Origin of the sequence: Kitasatospora sp. NPDC051170 (assembly GCF_044455705.1) — a bacterium.
GTDB lineage: Bacteria > Actinomycetota > Actinomycetes > Streptomycetales > Streptomycetaceae > Kitasatospora.
Genome location: NZ_JBITFA010000004.1, coordinates 442,254 through 459,495 on the forward strand (window position 1 = coordinate 442,254; position 17,242 = coordinate 459,495).

Annotated in this window: 12 protein-coding genes; 7 read left to right on the top strand and 5 right to left on the bottom strand. The window is 74.6% G+C overall.

From position 1 onward, the window contains the following. The first annotated feature begins 9 nt into the window (after positions 1-9). The 3 genes from ACIBCA_RS12255 (at position 10) to ACIBCA_RS12265 (ending at position 5,927) form a co-directional block, all read left to right on the top strand. Entirely contained in the window at positions 10-2,028 is a 2,019-nt protein-coding gene (locus ACIBCA_RS12255) for a hypothetical protein (protein ID WP_396282771.1), read from the top strand. Positions 2,029-3,108: 1,080 nt separating this feature from the next. Continuing rightward, a complete protein-coding gene (guaA, locus tag ACIBCA_RS12260; RefSeq protein WP_396282772.1) occupies positions 3,109-4,704 on the top strand; it encodes a glutamine-hydrolyzing GMP synthase in 1,596 nt (531 codons plus the stop codon). Between the two features lie 188 nt (positions 4,705-4,892). Further along, positions 4,893-5,927 (top strand): Rieske 2Fe-2S domain-containing protein, encoded by a 1,035-nt coding sequence (locus ACIBCA_RS12265; RefSeq protein WP_396282773.1) that lies wholly within the window; start codon positions 4,893-4,895, stop codon positions 5,925-5,927. 34 nt (positions 5,928-5,961) lie between these two features. Here ACIBCA_RS12265 and ACIBCA_RS12270 read toward each other — a convergent pair whose 3' ends face one another. Further along, complete coding sequence (locus tag ACIBCA_RS12270; protein WP_396282774.1) at positions 5,962-6,165, bottom strand: hypothetical protein; 204 nt, start codon at positions 6,163-6,165, stop codon at positions 5,962-5,964. Next, positions 6,162-7,583, bottom strand: coding sequence for a PspC domain-containing protein (locus tag ACIBCA_RS12275; protein WP_396282775.1), 1,422 nt, complete (start codon positions 7,581-7,583; stop codon positions 6,162-6,164). The genes ACIBCA_RS12270 and ACIBCA_RS12275 overlap by 4 nt, the downstream gene beginning before the upstream one ends. A 235-nt stretch (positions 7,584-7,818) precedes the next feature. Here ACIBCA_RS12275 and ACIBCA_RS12280 point away from each other — a divergent pair, with 235 nt between their 5' ends. The 3 genes from ACIBCA_RS12280 to pcrA all read left to right on the top strand — a co-directional run bounded on the left by ACIBCA_RS12280 (position 7,819) and on the right by pcrA (position 12,620). Further along, entirely contained in the window at positions 7,819-9,183 is a 1,365-nt protein-coding gene (locus ACIBCA_RS12280) for a PspC domain-containing protein (protein WP_396282942.1), read from the top strand. After that, positions 9,176-9,853, top strand: a complete 678-nt coding sequence (locus tag ACIBCA_RS12285; RefSeq protein ID WP_031062893.1) for a response regulator transcription factor — start codon at positions 9,176-9,178, stop codon at positions 9,851-9,853. The genes ACIBCA_RS12280 and ACIBCA_RS12285 overlap by 8 nt, the downstream gene beginning before the upstream one ends. A gap of 106 nt (positions 9,854-9,959) precedes the next feature. Further along, positions 9,960-12,620 (top strand): DNA helicase PcrA, encoded by a 2,661-nt coding sequence (gene pcrA, locus ACIBCA_RS12290; protein ID WP_396282776.1) that lies wholly within the window; start codon positions 9,960-9,962, stop codon positions 12,618-12,620. Positions 12,621-12,630: 10 nt separating this feature from the next. Here the strand turns inward: pcrA and ACIBCA_RS12295 are convergent, their stop codons facing one another. Next, positions 12,631-13,401: a M23 family metallopeptidase gene (locus tag ACIBCA_RS12295; protein WP_396282777.1), complete on the bottom strand. Its 771-nt coding sequence runs from the start codon at positions 13,399-13,401 to the stop codon at positions 12,631-12,633. 320 nt (positions 13,402-13,721) lie between these two features. Here ACIBCA_RS12295 and ACIBCA_RS12300 point away from each other — a divergent pair, with 320 nt between their 5' ends. Then, positions 13,722-14,126, top strand: a complete 405-nt coding sequence (locus tag ACIBCA_RS12300; RefSeq protein WP_396282943.1) for a cobalamin B12-binding domain-containing protein — start codon at positions 13,722-13,724, stop codon at positions 14,124-14,126. Positions 14,127-14,183: 57 nt separating this feature from the next. Here the strand turns inward: ACIBCA_RS12300 and ACIBCA_RS12305 are convergent, their stop codons facing one another. Together ACIBCA_RS12305 and ACIBCA_RS12310 are read right to left on the bottom strand one after the other, a co-directional pair. Then, positions 14,184-15,809, bottom strand: a complete 1,626-nt coding sequence (locus tag ACIBCA_RS12305; RefSeq protein ID WP_396282778.1) for a DUF5691 domain-containing protein — start codon at positions 15,807-15,809, stop codon at positions 14,184-14,186. A gap of 11 nt (positions 15,810-15,820) precedes the next feature. Beyond that, positions 15,821-17,146, bottom strand: coding sequence for an SWIM zinc finger family protein (locus ACIBCA_RS12310; RefSeq protein ID WP_396282779.1), 1,326 nt, complete (start codon positions 17,144-17,146; stop codon positions 15,821-15,823). Positions 17,147-17,242: the final 96 nt, after the last annotated feature.

Genomic DNA, 17,242 nt, shown 5'->3' on the forward strand with positions numbered 1-17,242 from the left:
AAGCGGTTCATGACCAATTGCGCATGGTGCGGCGCGGCTTCGGTGGAGGGTTCGCCGGTCTGTGCGGCCTGCGGACGGCCCGCCGCCCCGCCGGCCGCTGCCGCGGTGCCTCCCGTGCCGCCGCCCGCCCCCGCGTACGCGCCCCCGCCCGGCGGCCCCGGCTACCCGCCGCCGCCCGGGGCGGGATACCCGCCGCCCCCGCCCGGCTACGGCCCGCAGGCCCAGGCTCAGACCCCGGCCCAGTACCAGGGCCCGTGGGGCGCCGGGCAGCCGTACCGGCCGCCGTACGAGCGCTCGCCGCTCCAGCGCTGGCTGAGCGCGGACTGGCGTCCGGTGCTCAAGGCGGCCGTCGCGCCGACCGTGCTGCTGCTCCTGCTGGCGCTGGCCCTGGCCGTCCCCACGGACAACGCGGCCAACGAGGCGACCACCGGCTCCTTCGGCAGCGGCAGCCGAGGGGCCGACACCCCCGGCTTCGGGGACCGCTTCACCGCCGGGCTCGCCGCCACCCTCAACGCGCTCGGCGCGCCGCTGAGGGCCGGCACCCACAGCGCCCGCGGCATCGGGCAGGACATGCAGTTCGAGTTCACCGCGGTGCCGATGGCCGTCACCGTGGTCTGGCTCCTCCTGCTCTGGCTCGGCGTGCGCGCCGGTGCGCGCCGGCACAGGGGCGACGGTGGCCAGCTGACCCGCGGCCAGGCGTTCGGCGAGGCGCTGCGCGCCACCGTGGTGATGACCGCGGTGACGCTGGTCCTCGGTCTGGTCTCCGGGACGACCTGGTCCCCGGCGAACGGCCCGCGCACCTACGGCTCCGACTCCTACGGCTCCGACATCTACGGGTCCGGCGGCTACCCCTCGGGCGGTCGCGGCTCCAAGTCCTCGGGCATCGAGGTCTTCATGGAGTCCGGCTGGGCGCAGGCGCTGGCCTGGACGGCCCTGTTCGCCTTCCTGGTGGCCTTCACGGTCTACGGCACCGACGCGCTGCGCTGGGCCGCCTGGCGCAGCCGGGCCGTGCGCGGCTGGGCGGTGGCGGCGCTGACGGCCGGGCAGGCGCTCGCCCTGACCTGGGGCCTCGCCTCGCTGGCGGGCCTCATCGTGGCCGCGAGCAACGCCGACAACGGCTGGCAGGTCGCGGCGGCGTTCGCCTTCATGCCCAACATGGGCCTGCTGATCCTCGGCTTCGGCTCGGGGGCGACCCTCCAGGGCTTCTCGCTCGCCGACAGCAGCGGGTCCTCCTCCGCCCTGCGGGACCCGTACACCCACCACGTCGAGTACTCCTTCTTCGACCTGCACGACCTCACCGCGGACTGGCGCTGGACGGGCGCGGCGGCGATCGTCTCGGCGATCGCGCTCGGCTGGGCGGCGCACCGGCGCCGGCTGGACACGACGGACCGGGTGCGCCTGGCGGTCATCCACGCGGTGGTGCTCACGGCGGTGACGGCCGCGGCCGGCGTGGCCATGGAGAACTCGATGACCATGACCGGGTGGACCTCCTCGGCGCGCTCGACGATGTCGCAGGAGATGTCGCTCAGCCTGAGCTTCGGGACGGTGCTGCTGGCGAGCGCGATCTGGGCGGCCGTCGGTGCGCTGCTGATCCCGCCGCTGCTGGCGATGGGCCGCGGCGGCGCCGCTCAGTACGGGGCCGCTCAGTACGGGGCCGCGCCCTACGGCGCCGCTCCCTACGGCGCCGCTCCCTACGCCGACCCGTACGGTGGGGCGGCCCACGGGCCCGAGGGCGGCGCGACGTACGCCGGCCAGCCGGTGCCGCCGCAGGCGCCGTACCCGTCGGCCGCTTCGGCCGGTCCGGCCGCTCAGGGGTACGGCTTCCCGGCGCAGGCGGCGGGGCCGCAGGACATCACCCCGCAGGCGCCCGTGCCCGCTCCGGCCCCGTCGCCCGAGGCGGCTCCGGCCGCCGCGGCCGGGGTCGGCGAGGTGCTCGGCTCGCACGATCCGGCGCCCGCACCCGCTCCGGCGGACGCGCGGCCGGGCGAGGAGCCGGTCGACCCGGAGGTCTGGCGCAAGCACCCCTGACGCGACTGGAGGCCGGGGCCGGGTGTCGACGGACACCCGGCCCCGGCCTTCGTACGTCCTGGAGCGGCCGAGGAGGCCGGAAAAGGGCAAAGGGCCCCGCGGGGGAACGGGGCCCTTTGTCGCTCAGCACTCGGCGTCAGGGCCGCGCCGGTGCTGTGGTGACGGCGCCGGGGGAGGAGCGCCGTCGTGTCGGTTGGTCTCGGGGCCCCGCCGCGGCTCCGGCGTGGGTGGCCGGCGTGCGGGGCGCGCGCTCCCGTCGCGACGGTCCGTGCGCTGGTGCGCGCCACCCGTCACTTACGGAGCGTGAGCTGATCGCCGACATCCGCCTCCCTGGGCGACGGCGTCGGCCGGCCACTCCGAAGGTCGTTCGGCCTGTCGGGTGAACCGTTCACACGCAGCATCGTGCTGGACGGAGGGCCTGCTCTGCAACCGATTCGGCACAGTTCGCCGCAGTTCGTTTACCGCGGGGCCGCTCGGACGGCCCCGGTCGGATCCTGGGCGGACGTCGTGCGGGGGCCTCCGGACAGTCCTCGGAGGCCGACATGAATGATCACGGTGCGTAGCGGTGCGGGGGGTGCGGCGCAAGGGGACGCGCGTAGCGGCGCAAAGGGCGGGAGGGAAGTGCGCCGGGGGTGCGACGGTCGGCCCCGGGCGTCCCCGGCGCCGGCCGTCCCACCTCTCGGCCCAGTCGCGGCCGGGGTCGCTGTCCCCTGCTGGCCGGCCGCGGCACCCGCGCACGGTCCCACGGCACCGCCCTCCCCGGCGGGGCCGGGGTCGGCGGCGCCACATGCGCCGGTGGACTGGGGTGAAGCTCCACGCGTGGTCCTGCAGCCCGTACGGCAGTGCCCCCGGCCGGGGGCTTGGGGCGGCGTGCCTGGCGGGCGCGCCGCGGGCCGTGCGGTCGTAGGAAGCAACGAACCGCGGCCCCGCCCGGTCACGGTCGCCTGGACGGGCAGACGAGTGAAACCGGACAGCCCGGTAGAATCGGTGTCCAGACACCCCACACCCGTCCGCCGCCGACGCCCCCGCCGGGGAGACGGTCCGGCGCGACACCTCGATACCGCTGCCGGAAGGCCGTCTGTGTCCTCTGCAATTCCCAGCCAGTCCGTGCCGGACAACGACCCCGTCCTGGTGGTCGACTTCGGCGCCCAGTACGCCCAGCTCATCGCCCGTCGGGTGCGTGAGGCGCGGGTCTACAGCGAGATCGTGCCGAGCAGCATGCCGGTCGCCGAGATGCTCGCCAAGAACCCGAAGGCGATCATCCTGTCCGGCGGCCCGTCCTCGGTCTACGAGGAGGGCGCGCCGCAGCTCGACCGTGCGATCTTCGAGGCCGGTGTCCCGGTCTTCGGCATGTGCTACGGCTTCCAGCTGATGGCCAAGTCCCTCGGCGGCACCGTCGACAACAACGGCGCCCGCGAGTACGGCCGCACCCCGCTGACGGTCTCCCGCACCGGCTCCACCCTGTTCGAGGGCGTCCCGGCGCAGCACTCGGTGTGGATGTCGCACGGCGACGCCTGCTCGGCGGCCCCGGAGGGCTTCACCGTCACCGCCTCCACCGATCTCGTGCCCGTCGCGGCCTTCGAGAACGACGAGGCGAAGCTGTACGGCGTCCAGTACCACCCCGAGGTGCTGCACTCCGACCACGGCCAGCAGATCCTGGAGCACTTCCTCTACCGCGGCGCCGGCATCGCCCCCACCTGGACCACCGGCAGCGTGGTCGAGGAGCAGATCGCCCTGATCCGCGAGCAGGTCGGCGACAAGCGCGCCATCTGCGGCCTGTCCGGCGGCGTGGACTCCGCCGTCGCGGCCGCCCTGGTCAACCGCGCCATCGGCGACCAGCTGACCTGCGTCTACGTCGACCACGGCCTGATGCGCAAGGGCGAGACCGAGCAGGTCGAGAAGGACTTCGTCGCCGCCACCGGTGTGCAGCTGAAGGTCGTCGACGCCTCCGAGCGCTTCCTGACCGCGCTCAAGGGGGTCACCGACCCCGAGGAGAAGCGCAAGATCATCGGCCGCGAGTTCATCCGCGTGTTCGAGCAGGCGCAGGCCGAGATCATCGCCGAGGCCGGCGAGCACGGCCAGTCGGTCGACTTCCTCGTCCAGGGCACCCTGTACCCGGACGTGGTGGAGTCGGGCGGCGGCACCGGCACCGCCAACATCAAGTCCCACCACAACGTCGGCGGCCTGCCCGAGGACCTCCAGTTCCAGCTGGTCGAGCCGCTGCGCAAGCTGTTCAAGGACGAGGTCCGGATGGTCGGCCAGGAGCTGGGCCTGCCGGAGGAGATCGTCCAGCGCCAGCCGTTCCCGGGCCCGGGCCTGGGCATCCGGATCGTCGGCGAGGTCACCCAGGAGCGCCTGGACCTGCTCCGCGACGCCGACGCGATCGCCCGCGAGGAGCTGACCGCGGCCGGTCTGGACCGTGAGATCTGGCAGTGCCCGGTCGTGCTGCTCGCCGACGTCCGCAGCGTGGGCGTGCAGGGCGACGGCCGCACCTACGGTCACCCGATCGTGCTGCGCCCGGTCTCCTCCGAGGACGCGATGACCGCGGACTGGTCGCGCCTGCCGTACGACGTGCTGGCGAAGATCTCCACCCGCATCACCAACGAGGTCCGCGACGTGAACCGCGTCGTCGTCGACGTCACCAGCAAGCCCCCGGGCACCATCGAGTGGGAGTAGCCCTCCCGCCGGCCTCCCGGGGAACGCCCCGGGAGGCCGGAGCCTGAACGCCCGCGCCGTCGTTCCCGTACTGGGGAGCGGCGGCGCGGGCGTGCGTGGCCCCCGGTTCCAGCGAAAGCGTTCGGAAGCGGGCAGAATGCGGACCGGACCTGTCAGGTGCTGGCAGGCCGAGAGGGAAGGTGTGAGCGATGTCGGAGGCCAGCAACTCCCGGCCGGACGACGGGGGAACCGCCGGTCGGGCCGACCGGGCGGCGCAGCGGCGGGCGCTCGCGTCCAGGTACGCGCTGCTGCCCCTGCGGCTCTTCCTCGGCGTCACCTTCGTCTACGCCGCGCTCGACAAGCTCTCCGACGCGCACTACCTGGGCGGCGCGGCCGACCCGGCGTCGTTCGTCTCGCAGACCCAGGCGGCCAAGGCCGGCGGCAGCCCGATCTCCTTCCTGCTCGGCCCCGCGCTCGACCACCCGACGCTGTTCGCGCTGGCCATCGCCTTCGGCGAACTGGCCGTGGGCCTGGGCACCCTGCTGGGCCTGTGGGGCCGGGTCGCGGCGCTCGGCGGCGCCACGCTCAGCCTCAGCCTCTGGCTGACCGTCAGCTGGAGCGTCTCCCCGTACTACCTCGGCAACGACCTCGCCTACCTGATGGCCTGGACCCCGCTGCTGCTGGCCGGCACGCCGTACCTCTCGGTGGACGGCTACCTGGCCCGGCGCGCCGGACGGGACCGCGCGCGGGGCCTGAGCGACGAGCACGTCCGGCGCCGGGCGCTGGTGGACGGCGGCATCGCGGCCGTGGCGATCGGCGGCGCCGGGCTGCTGACCGGCTCGCTGACCCGCACCTACGGGCGGGACGAGAAGGCCGGGCCCAAGCAGTCCGCCGCCCCCGTCTCCGCCGCCCCCACCGGTTCGCAGGAGGCCCCCTCGGTGGCGGCCGCGAGCGTGCCCGTCGGTGGATCGGCCCAGGTCAAGGACCCGGCCACCGGGGACGCCGTCTACATCCTGCAGCCCAAGGCCGGCCAGTACTGCGCCCTGTCCTCGGTCTGCACCCACTCCGGCTGCGCCGTGGACGCCCCGAAGAACGGCCAGCTGTACTGCCCCTGCCACGGCTCGCGCTTCGACGCCGCCACCGGCGCGGTGGTCAACGGGCCGGCGAAGAAGCCGCTGCCGAAGTACGCCGTCACCAAGGACGGGGACAAGCTCACCCTCGGGCCGCTGCAGTCGCAGGCGTAGTCCCCGGCGCGTTCGCGGCTGCGCCGGGACTGCGCTAGCTCCGGTCCCGGCTGCGCCGTGACACCGCGACCACCGCACCCGCGAGGCCGCCCGCGCCCAGCACGATGAAGGCGACCGGGATGACGATCCGTCCGTTCACCGACTGGTCGTTGAGCGCCGCGACCAGGTAGACGAGGGAGATCACGGTGAACAGCGCCCCCGCGATCAGCGAGAACAGGTCGAGCTGGTGCTTCCTCACTGCTGGACCACCTTGATGTCGCCCAGCCCGATGCCGAGCCGGAGTCGGAGGGTGCCCTTCGAGGCTTGGCCGCCCCTCGGGTCGAGCTGGTAGGTGTGGCGCCCGGTGCCGTCGGAGCGGCCGTCCGGGAGGTTGACGTTGCCGAGGCCCACCCGGGCCTCCAGGTCCACCGTGACGTTCGTCGGCACGGTGACGGTGACCTGGCCGACGCCGACCTCGACCTTGGTGGTGAGGGTGGTGCCCGCCGGGTCGAGCGCGGAGAGGTCGAGCCGGATCGAGCCGGCCGCCAGGTTGTAGCGGTCGCGCAGGTCGCCCGCGGTGGCCACCGTCCAGTCGCGGTCGCCGACGGCGTTGTCCATCGAGTGCGGCGTCCGGCCGACGACCGTCAGGGCGAGGGTCATCAGCAGGCCGATCACGGCGAGCTTGCGGGCCCGGCCGACCTTGGCGGCGAGCAGGATGGTCAGGCCGACCACCAGCAGCCCGGCGGAGAGCATCAGCGTGCTCAGCTTGGTGACATCGGTGTGGCCGTAGCCCACCGACCAGACGGAGGCGGCCGCGCCGATCGCCAGCAGGAAGCCGAAGAAGCCGAGCGGCGAGCGCTCCCGGGGGTGGCGGACCACGGCCGGGCGGCGCGGCTGGCGCGGGTGCCTCGGGTGGCGGGAGCCCTCCTTGCGCAGCGGGTCGCCCTCGGGCAGGTCCGGCCGCTGCCACCAGGGCTGGGCCGACGGGACGGGCGGCGGCGTGGCGGAGGCGCCGCCGTACGGGTTGCGCTCCGGGTGGCGCGGGTCCCACAGGTAGCCGCTGGGGCCGGGCACGGGGGAGTCGGCCGGGACGGTGCCGGCGGCCCGCTCGGCGGCGTGCCTGGCGCGGGCCTCCTCGGCGTCGTCCGGCCGGGGCCACTGGTACGCCTCGGCCTCCGGGTACATCCGGTCGTACGGGCCGCCGCGGCGGCGCCCGCGACGGCGGCCGCGACGGCGCTCGGGGTCGTAGCGCACCGCGAGGAAGACCAGCCCGGCGAGGAGCAGCAGCGGGAACATCTGGTCGCCGTCGCCCATCATCGAGAAGAACACCCCGGTGCCGATCACCGTCAGCAGCACCGCGCCGATCGACTGGCCGTCGACCCGGCCGGTGAGCACCCGCTGGAGCTCGGTGCGCCCGCCGCGCCCGTCGGCGCCGGTGCTGCCCTCGGTCGGGACGACCAGCCAGGCCAGGCCGTACAGGAACAGCCCGAGGCCCCCGGAGAGGCAGAGCACCACGGTGACCACCCGGAAGACCACCGGATCGATGTCCAGGTGCCGGCCCAGGCCCCCGCAGACGCCGGCCACCACGCGGTGGCGCTCGGCCCTGGTGAGCGGCGGGCGTTCCGCCTCGGGCGGGGAGGCGGGCCCGGTCTCCTCGATGCGCTGGTCCTCGGTCATGGGGACCATCCTTCCGGCTGGGCCCGGCCCGGCCCAACCGGGTGCGCCCCTGTCCGTACCCTGACTTGTCCCTGATAAGGGGTAGGGCGCCACCCTGATGCGCCCGCGGGCGCCCGCGTGGAACCATCGTGGCGTGGCAGCACCCGGTACCGATCCCCGTCCCCTCGCCCCCGACGCCCCGTCGGCCGGCGCCGATCCGGCCGCGCCCGACGAAGGGCGCCCGCCCTACCGCCGGCTGTACCGCAGCCCGCGCGGGCGGATGCTCGGCGGCGTCGCGCACGGACTGGCGCTGCACCTCGGGCTGCCGGTGCGCTGGGTGCGCCTCGCGTTCGTGCTGCTGTTCCTGGCGCAGGGGATCGGCGCGCTGCTGTACGCCGCGTTCTGGTTCGTGGTGCCGATCGGCATCGGCGAGCCCGCGCGGCGCGGCGCCTCGCAGTGGGCGTACGTCAACGGCGTCTTCGTCCCGGCCGGCAGCTGGCAGCAGAGCGGCGCGCTCACCAAGGGCCGTCCCGGGGGCGGCGGTTGGGTCGGACGGCTGCGCTCGCTGCTCCAGCACGCCCTCCAGGGCGAGCCGGTCGCGCCCGCCGCCCCCGTGGAGGGCGAGGACGAGGCCCCGGCCAAGGGCGGGCAGGGCGGCATCGGGCAGCTCGCCGCGCTCGTGCTGACCGTCGTCGGCCTGATCGCCCTGCTCAACCTGCTCGGCTGGCAGACCGCCAAGCCGTACACCTGGCCGCTGCTGGCGATCGGCGTCGGCGTCGCCCTGGTGTGGCGTCAGGCCGACGACTCGCGCTGGCAGCGCTGGTTCGGCCTCGAGGAGGGCGAGAAGCGCCGCAGCGCCTACACCCGCGTCGGCGCCGGCGTGCTGCTCGCCGTGGCCGGCACCATCGCGCTGCTCGCCATGCAGGGCGACGGCTCGACCATCGGCTCGGTGATCGAGGCCTCCATCGCGGTGCTCGCCGGGGTGCTGGTGCTGCTCGGCCCGTACGGGCTGCGGCTCTGGCAGGACCTCAACGCCGAGCGCACCGCCCGTATCCGCGCCCAGGAGCGCGCCGAGATCGCCGCGCACATCCACGACTCGGTGCTGCACACCCTGACCCTGATCCAGCGCCGCTCCGAGGACCCCAAGGAGGTGCAGCGCCTGGCCCGCTCGCAGGAGCGCGAGCTGCGGCTGTGGCTGTACCGCCCGGAGGCCGTCGCCGAGGCCGCGCCGGACACCATGGCGGAGAGCCTGCGCGCCGCCGTCGCCGAGGTCGAGGACCGTCACGGCGTGCCCGTCGAGCTGGTCGTCGTGGGCGACTGCCCGATGGACGACCGGATCGCGGCACAGATGCAGGCCGCGAGGGAGGCGACCGTCAACGCGGCCAAGTACGGTGGCGGGGGACCGGTCCAGGTCTACGCCGAGGTGGAGGGGAAGAAGGTGTCGGTGTTCGTGCGCGACCACGGCCCCGGCTTCGACCCCGACACGGTGCCCGAGGACCGGATGGGCGTACGGGAGTCGATCATCGGCCGGATGAAGCGCAACGGCGGCACCGCCAGGGTGCGGCCCGCGGCGGGCGGCGGGACCGAGGTCGAGCTGGAGATGGAGAGAACGAATGACTGAGGCAGCTCCGGAGCGCACGGCGAGGGTCGTCCTGGTGGACGACCACCGGATGTTCCGGACGGGGGTCAGGGCCGAGATCGGCCGTACCGAGGTGACCGGCATCGACGTGGTCGGCGAGGCCGACGACGTCGACTCGGCGGTCCGCGTCGTCGCCGAGACCAGGCCCGACGTGGTGCTGCTCGACGTGCACCTGCCCGGCGGGGGCGGCGTCGAGGTGCTGCGCCGCTCGGCCGGGCTGATGGGCGAGCAGGGAGGGGTCAAGTTCCTGGCGCTGTCCGTCTCGGACGCCGCCGAGGACGTCATCGGCGTGATCCGCGGCGGCGCGCGCGGCTACGTCACCAAGACCATCACGGGCACCGACCTGGTCGACGCGATCTTCCGCATCGGCGACGGCGACGCGGTCTTCTCCCCGCGGCTGGCCGGCTTCGTCCTGGACGCCTTCGCGGCCACCGACACCCCGCCCGTGGACGAGGACCTCGACCGCCTCACCCAGCGCGAACGCGAGGTCCTGCGCCTGATCGCCCGGGGCTACGCCTACAAGGAGATCGCCAAGCAGCTCTTCATCTCGGTGAAGACGGTCGAGAGCCACGTCTCCGCGGTCCTGCGCAAGCTCCAGCTCAGCAACCGCCACGAACTCACCCGCTGGGCCACCGCCCGCCGCCTGGTCTGACCAGGGAACTACATCCGTAGTGCCACGACTTCCGTAGTGCTGAGCCCGTCCGGTTCCTCGGGACCGGGCGGGCTTGTCGGTGGGTGGCCATAGACTCGGCAGTGCCATGAATAGCCTCTTTGACGACCTTCCGCTCCCCGGTTTCGAGGTTCCGGCCGCCGGGTCGAAGCAGCCCGCCGTGTCCCCGGCGCCCCTGGGCGAGGAGCCGCCGCCGTACGAGGACGACCAGCCGTACGACGCGTACGAGGAGTCGATCCCCGAGGGGCTGTTCCAGACGGACCACGCCGCCGAGACCGAGCGGGACGCCTGGTACCGCAACGGCTCCGCGCGGACGGTCGTCGATCCGGCGCAGCTGCTGGAGGGCATGAACGACCCGCAGCGCGAGGCCGTGCTGCACGCCGGCTCGCCGCTGCTGATCGTGGCCGGGGCCGGCTCCGGCAAGACCCGGGTGCTCACCCACCGGATCGCCCACCTGCTGGGCGCGCGCGGGGTGCAGCCGGGCGAGATCCTGGCGATCACCTTCACCAACAAGGCCGCCGGGGAGATGCGCGAGCGCGTCGAGGCGCTGGTCGGCCCGCGCGCCCGGGCGATGTGGGTGTCCACCTTCCACAGCGCCTGCGTGCGCATCCTGCGCCGCGAGTCCAAGCAGCTGGGCTTCACCTCCAGCTTCTCGATCTACGACTCCGCCGACTCGCAGCGCCTGATGTCGCTGGTCTGCCGCGACCTCGACCTGGACCCGAAGCAGTTCCCGCCGAAGTCCTTCACGGCGAAGGTCAGCAACCTCAAGAACGAGCTGATCGACGAGGAGACCTTCGCCGACCAGGCCGCCAACCCGATGGAGAAGAAGCTCGCTGAGGCGTACGCGCTGTACCAGCGGCGCCTGCGCGAGGCCAACGCGCTGGACTTCGACGACATCATCATGACGACGGTGAACCTGCTCCAGGCGTTCCCCGACGTCGCCGAGCACTACCGGCGCCGGTTCCGGCACATCCTGGTCGACGAGTACCAGGACACCAACCACGCCCAGTACACCCTGGTGCGCGAGCTGACCGGCGGCTCGGTGGCCGACGCCCCCAAGCGCACCGTCGACGGGGACTTCGTGAACCCCGCCGCCGGCCGCCTGGCCGAGGTGCCGCCGGCCGAGCTGTGCGTCGTCGGTGACGCGGACCAGTCGATCTACGCCTTCCGCGGCGCGACCATCCGCAACATCCTCCAGTTCGAGGAGGACTACCCCGACGCGACCACGATCCTGCTGGAGCAGAACTACCGCTCCACGCAGACCATCCTCAGCGCCGCCAACGCCGTCATCGAGCGCAACGCCAACCGCCGCGCGAAGAAGCTGTGGACGGCCGGCGAGCACGGTGAGAAGGTCATCGGCTACGTCGCGGACGACGAGCACGGCGAGGCCCAGTTCATCGCCGACGAGATCGACCGGCTCACCGACAAGGGCGAGGCCAAGCCCGGCGACGTCGCGATCTTCTACCGGACCAACGCGCAGTCCCGCGTCTTCGAGGAGGTGTTCATCCGCGTCGGCCTGCCGTACAAGGTCGTCGGCGGGGTGCGCTTCTACGAGCGCAAGGAGGTCCGGGACGTCCTGGCGTACCTGCGGGTGCTCTCCAACCCGGAGGACACCGTGCCGCTGCGCCGCATCCTCAACGTGCCCAAGCGCGGCATCGGGGAGCGCGCCGAGGCGATGGTCGACGCGCTGGCCGCGCGGGAGCGCATCTCCTTCGCCCAGGCGCTGCAGCGCGTCGACGAGGCGTACGGGATGGCCGCGCGCTCGGCCAACGCGGTGAAGAAGTTCAACGTGCTGATGGCCGGGCTGCGCCAGGTCGTCGAGTCGGGCGCGGGCCCGGCCGCCGTGCTGGAGGCCGTCCTGGAGGAGACCGGGTACCTGGCCGAACTGCAGTCCTCCACCGACCCGCAGGACGAGACGCGGGTGGAGAACCTCCAGGAGCTGGCCTCCGTCGCCCTCGAGTACGAGCAGGACCCGGGGGAGCGGCCGGACGCGGGCGAGGACGGCGCGCCGCCGGTCGGCTCGCTGGCCGACTTCCTGGAGCGGGTCGCCCTGGTCGCCGACTCGGACCAGATCCCGGATGCGAAGCAGTACGGGACAGAAGGAGGAAGCCCGGACGAGGACGAGGAGGGGCGGGGCGTCATCACGATGATGACCCTGCACACCGCCAAGGGCCTGGAGTTCCCCGTCGTCTTCCTGACCGGCATGGAGGACGGGATCTTCCCGCACATGCGGGCGCTCAACCAGGTCAAGGAGCTGGAGGAGGAGCGCCGGCTCGCGTACGTCGGCCTCACCCGGGCGCGGGAGCGGCTGTACCTGACGCGCTCGGTGCTGCGCAGCGCCTGGGGGCAGCCGGCGTACAACCCGGCCTCGCGGTTCCTGGAGGAGATCCCGGACGCGCTGGTCGAGTGGAAGCGGACGGGGGCGGCGCAGGCGCCCGTCCAGCGGGGCTTCTCCTCGGGCTCGTCCTGGGGCAAGTCCTCGTCCGGGGGCGGGGGTTCGCGCTCCTCCTCGGCCGCGGCGGCCTCGCCGAAGGCGGGCTGGGGGCAGTCGGTGCGGCGCGGCGGGAAGGTCGTGGAGCGCGAGGTGCCGGCGCTCGCCGTCGGCGACCGGGTCACCCACGACACGTTCGGGCTGGGCACGGTGGTGAGCGTGACGGGCGTCGGCGACAACGCCCAGGTCGAGGTGGACTTCGGCTCGGGCGGGCGCAAGCGGCTCGTCCTGCGCTACGCGCCGGTCGAGAAGCTGTGATGTCGCGGGCCTAGCGCGGGTCCAGACCGTTCTGGAGGAACCACGGCAGCGGGTCGACCGGCCCGCTGCCGTCCGCCGGGCGGATCTCGAAGTGCAGGTGCGGCCCGGTGCTGTTGCCGCTGCTGCCGACGAAGGCGATCACGTCGCCCTGCTTCACCGGCCCCTTGCGGACCTTGTACGCCCGCAGGTGGCACATCCAGGCTTCGGTGCCGTCGGACATCTTGAGTATCGACATGTAGCCGTAGAACGGGTTCCACTGGGTGCGGATCGTGCCGTCGGTGACGGCGTAGACCTCGGAGCCGCCGTCCACCGGGAAGTCGATGCCGGTGTGCTTGCGCATCCAGTGCTCGCCGGAGGCGCCGAACAGCTCGCCGAGGCCGTGCCGGGCCACCGGCATGACCACCTTCGGCGCGGCCGGCTGGGCGGGGGCGGGCTGCGCGGTGGTGTCGGAGGCGGGCTGGGCGCCGGCCAGCGGCTTGCGGGCGTCGCCGCGCGAAGCCTGCGCGGTGGTGTCGGTCGCGGCGGCCTGGGCGGCCTGCCGGGCGGCGGTCCGGTCCGGGGCGTCGGCGGCCGAGGCCTGCGCCGGGACCCCTCCGTCCTGCTGCACCACCGTGATCGCCGCGGCGCCGGCCACACCCAGGGCGGCGACCGAGGGGACGGCGACGCGGAACAGCGCGACCCGGGTGGCGGCCTTGGCGGCGCCGCGGCGCTGGGCGCGGGACTGCTCGCGGGCCGCGACACGCAGCTCCGCACGGGTCGGGCGGGCTGCTTCGGGAGCCATCGGGGGCTGCCTCCTCGGTGGGCCTCGGGCGCGTCGTCGGGCGAGGGGAAAACAGGCGTGACTGTAGCCGCAAGGTCGACACCCCGGAAAAATTCCCGCTTGTCAAGAGGTCGCAAGGGGGTCGTCCCGGTGTGCCCGGGCATCCCTACTCGCCGGTAGCAAGGGCTCCGGCCTGTGACTTTGCCCTCCTCTTGGCAGGCGGTCGAGCCAACCGGGCCCGGTGGCGCTAACCTCCCCTCAGGTTGGTTATCAGCCGTTAACCGCGCCGCTGGCCCACGAGGTCCGGTCGGATGGTGGACGACGAGGTCCAGGAGGCAGTGATGAGTGTGTCGGGGCCGATCCGTGTGGTGGTCGCCAAGCCGGGGCTCGACGGCCACGACCGTGGCGCCAAGGTCATCGCCCGCGCCCTGCGCGACGCCGGTATGGAGGTCATCTACACCGGCCTGCACCAGACGCCCGAGCAGGTCGTCGACACCGCGATCCAGGAGGACGCGGACGGCATCGGGCTGTCGATCCTCTCCGGCGCGCACATGACGCTCTGCGCCCGGGTGCTGGAGCTGCTCAAGGAGCGCGACGCGGCGGACATCAAGGTGTTCTGCGGCGGGATCATCCCGGACGAGGACGTCGCCGAGCTGAAGGCGATGGGCGTCGCGGACATCTTCACCCCGGGCACGCCCACCCGGGACGTGGTCGCCTGGGTCGAGGCCAACCTGCGCGCGGGCTGATCGTCATACGGATGCGGGCCGGCCCTCCGAGGAGGAGGGCCGGCCCGCATCCGTGCGTCAGGCGCCCAGTTCGGCCAGCATCGCCGCCCGGAAGCGCAGGGTGCCGGCCAGCCTCGCGAAGGTCTCCGACCAGGCCGAGTCGGGCGTGGCGCCCGCCGCCAACTCCTCGACGGAGGCGGCCGTTTCGGGCGCGAGCGCGCGTTCCGTCATGCTGAGCACCCCGCTGTGGCTCCACGGGTACGCGCCGGAGGCGGCGGCCCGGGCCAGGGCCGTCACCACGGCGGTGGACAGCGGCGGCGTCCACGGCGCGGTGCAGGCGCCCAGCAGCTGGAACGCCTCGCCCAGGCCGTGCACCTCGATGAACGCCGCCGTCCAGGCGGCCCGCTCCTCGGCCGGCAGGACGGCCAGCAGCTTGGCCGGGGCGCCCGTGGCGCGCGGCGCGCGGGCCCGTCCGGAGCCCCGGGCGGGCGGGGTGGGGGCGGGGCCGAGCAGGGCCCGGGCCCACTCGGCGTCCTGCTGGCGGACGGCGGCGCGCGCCCATGCCTCCCGCAGGTCGTCGGCCCAGCTGCTGCTGGTCTCGTCGATGCTGTCGCCCACCCGCAGGGCGATCAGCCGCTCGGGCGTCAGCCCGGTGCTCTCCGGCCAGGTCGCGAGCGGGGCCGCCGCCACCACCTCGCCGAACCACCAGGCCCGCTCGCCGCGCCCGGTGGGGGACTTGGGGGCGACGCCGTCGCGCTGCATGGCCGCGTCGCACTCGGCGGGCGGGGCGACCAGCAGATGGGTGCCGGCCTCGGCGAGGCGTACGGAGGTGCGGGCGCGCTCGGCCATCCGGGTGGCCAGAGCGGAGCCGGGCAGGGTGGAGAGCAGCTCGGCGGCGGTGGCGCGGACGTTCTTGCTGCGGTCGCCGAGGGCGGCCTCCAGGAACGGCTCGTCGGCGATGGAGAGGCCGTCCTGCAGGGCGTCCAGGAACAGCAGCCGGTCCTCGGCGCGCTCGGTGGCCCAGGTGCCGCGCAGCAGCTCCAGACCGGCGGCCGGATCGCGGCGGCGCAGCACGGTGAGGTGGGCGACCCGCTCGGCGAACAGGCCCTCGTGCCAGGGCTGGTGGTCCTCGGCGGGCTCCTGGGGTGCGGCGGGTGCGGCCGGTGTGGCCGGTGCGGCGAGCCCGTCCGGTGCGGCGGGGGTGCGCAGCACGAACCGCCAGTCCGGGTTCTGCTCCGCCAGCCAGCGCCCCAGCGGGCCGGCCAGCGCGACGGCGTCGGGGCGCAGTTCGCTGCGGGCCCGGGCGGCGTCGAGCAGCCCGGGTATCAGCGCGGCGGGCGGGCGCAGGCCCCGGGCGCGGGCGGCGTCGAGCCACTGCGGCAGCAGCTCGGCCAGGTTGGCCAGCGTGCCGCCGCCGGCCCGGCCGGTGAGCAGCACGGCCAGCCGGCGGGCGGCCGCGGCGGGCAGTTCGGGGCGGCCGTCCTCGGGCGCGGCCGGGCCGGGCGGCTCGGCCGCGGGGACGGGCAGCGCACCCGCCCGGCGGCGGACGGCGGCGAGCGCGGCCAGCTCCAACAGTGCGGTGGCCGGGTCGGAGCCGTCCACGGAGTCGGCGAGCGGCAGACCCGTGGCCGGGAGCGGGCGGCGGTCGGTGCCGAGCAGCGCGGTGGTGTGCAGGGTCTCCCACGGGTCCTGGGTGGTGGTCATCTCTGGTGCTCCTAGAGGTTCGTCAGGCCGACCGGCCGCTGGTCGGCGGCCCAGGCCGTGACCGGGGCGAAGCCCTGGTGGCCGTACTCGCCGAAGACGGTCAGCGGGCGGCCGATGGAGACGGCGGCCAGCCGCCACAGCGCCGCCTCCGGCACGGCCCCGGCGCGGACGGGCACGGTGTGGTGGCCGTCCGTCAGGTACCAGCCGTCCGGGGTGCGGACGGGGACGACCTCGGCGAGGACGGTCGGGCGGCTCTCCAGCCACGGGTCGTCCGCGACGGCCGTGCCGTACCCGGCCACGGCCTCGGCGACGGTCAGGCCGTCGGGCGCGGCGGCAGGGCCGGGCTCGGGCGCGCCGTAGCGGGTGCCGAGGGCGGCGCGCAGCGGGTGGGCGCCGGGGTGGTAGGCGAGTTCGGCCTCCAGCAGGTGGCCGGTGGGCAGGGCGAGGTCGGGGGCCTGGCCGGGGCGTCCGAAGGCCAGCAGCAGGGCGGGGCGGCCGGTCTTGGCGCCGCGCAGCCAGACGCGGCGGGTGGTGAGCCGCTCGTCGGAGCTGTCGCGCGAGCCGAGGACGAGCCAGCGGTCCCGTACGGTCGGGCCGGAGAGGACCTCGGCGGCGTCCAGGGTGTAGCCGACGCGGCTGCGCACGGTGGCGGCCAGCGCGGGCGGCAGCTCGTCCGTCCGGGTGGCGGCGGTGGCGAGCAGGTGCAGCAGGGCGTACTCCTCCAGCAGCCGCTCCTGCGGCAGCGCGTCCAGCTCCCGGACGCGGGTGGCCAGGCCGGGGGCCTGCGCGTCGACCATGCGGGCGGCGACCTCCTCCCAGGGCCCGGCGGTGCTCTGGTCGGCCAGGCCGTGGCGGACCCGGTCGGCGAGGCGCAGCCGCAGCTCGGCCGCCCCGGCCGCGACCCGGGCGCCGCGCCTGGCGGCCCGGCGGCGGGCGGCCTCGGGGTCGACGGGCTCGGCGGTGGCGCGCTTCTCCGCGCTCTTCTCGGCGCTCTTCTCGGCGCGTTCGGCGCGGGCCTTCAGCCAGTCGTCGGCCCAGTCGGCGGGTTCGGCGGTGGGGACGGCCTCCGGGGTGCCGCTCCACAGCAGGAGGAGCCCGAGCGCGTGCTTGCACGGGAACTTCCGGCTGGGGCAGCTGCACTGGTACGCGGGCGTGGCCAGCTCGATCACGGTCCGGTAGGGCGTGCTGCCGCTGCCCTTGCACGCGCCCCAGAGCGCGGTGCCGTCGGTGCCCGTGCCGGACCACGACGCGGGCGAGGAGAGCTTGCCCGCCGCCTTCTGCGACGAGGCGTCAGGGGCCAGGGACAGGACGTGTTCGGTGCTCCAGCGTTCCTCCATGCGACCGACCGTAGGTGCTGCCACTGACACTGGCTGACCTTCCGTCCGGTGGTCGCGGCCGTTGTCAGTGCCGGGGTGCAGGCTGGTTCCCACTTG

Bases quoted from the DNA above. Each gene is read 5' to 3' on its own strand.
- ACIBCA_RS12255 (WP_396282771.1), top strand. From the start codon at position 10: ATGACCAATTGCGCATGGTGCGGCGCGGCTTCGGTGGAGGGTTCGCCG.
- ACIBCA_RS12265 (WP_396282773.1), top strand. From the start codon at position 4,893: ATGTCGGAGGCCAGCAACTCCCGGCCGGACGACGGGGGAACCGCCGGT.
- ACIBCA_RS12275 (WP_396282775.1), bottom strand. From the start codon at position 7,583: ATGACCGAGGACCAGCGCATCGAGGAGACCGGGCCCGCCTCCCCGCCC.
- ACIBCA_RS12285 (WP_031062893.1), top strand. From the start codon at position 9,176: ATGACTGAGGCAGCTCCGGAGCGCACGGCGAGGGTCGTCCTGGTGGAC.
- pcrA (WP_396282776.1), top strand. From the start codon at position 9,960: ATGAATAGCCTCTTTGACGACCTTCCGCTCCCCGGTTTCGAGGTTCCG.
- ACIBCA_RS12295 (WP_396282777.1), bottom strand. From the start codon at position 13,401: ATGGCTCCCGAAGCAGCCCGCCCGACCCGTGCGGAGCTGCGTGTCGCG.
- ACIBCA_RS12300 (WP_396282943.1), top strand. From the start codon at position 13,722: ATGAGTGTGTCGGGGCCGATCCGTGTGGTGGTCGCCAAGCCGGGGCTC.
- ACIBCA_RS12305 (WP_396282778.1), bottom strand. From the start codon at position 15,809: ATGACCACCACCCAGGACCCGTGGGAGACCCTGCACACCACCGCGCTG.
- ACIBCA_RS12310 (WP_396282779.1), bottom strand. From the start codon at position 17,146: ATGGAGGAACGCTGGAGCACCGAACACGTCCTGTCCCTGGCCCCTGAC.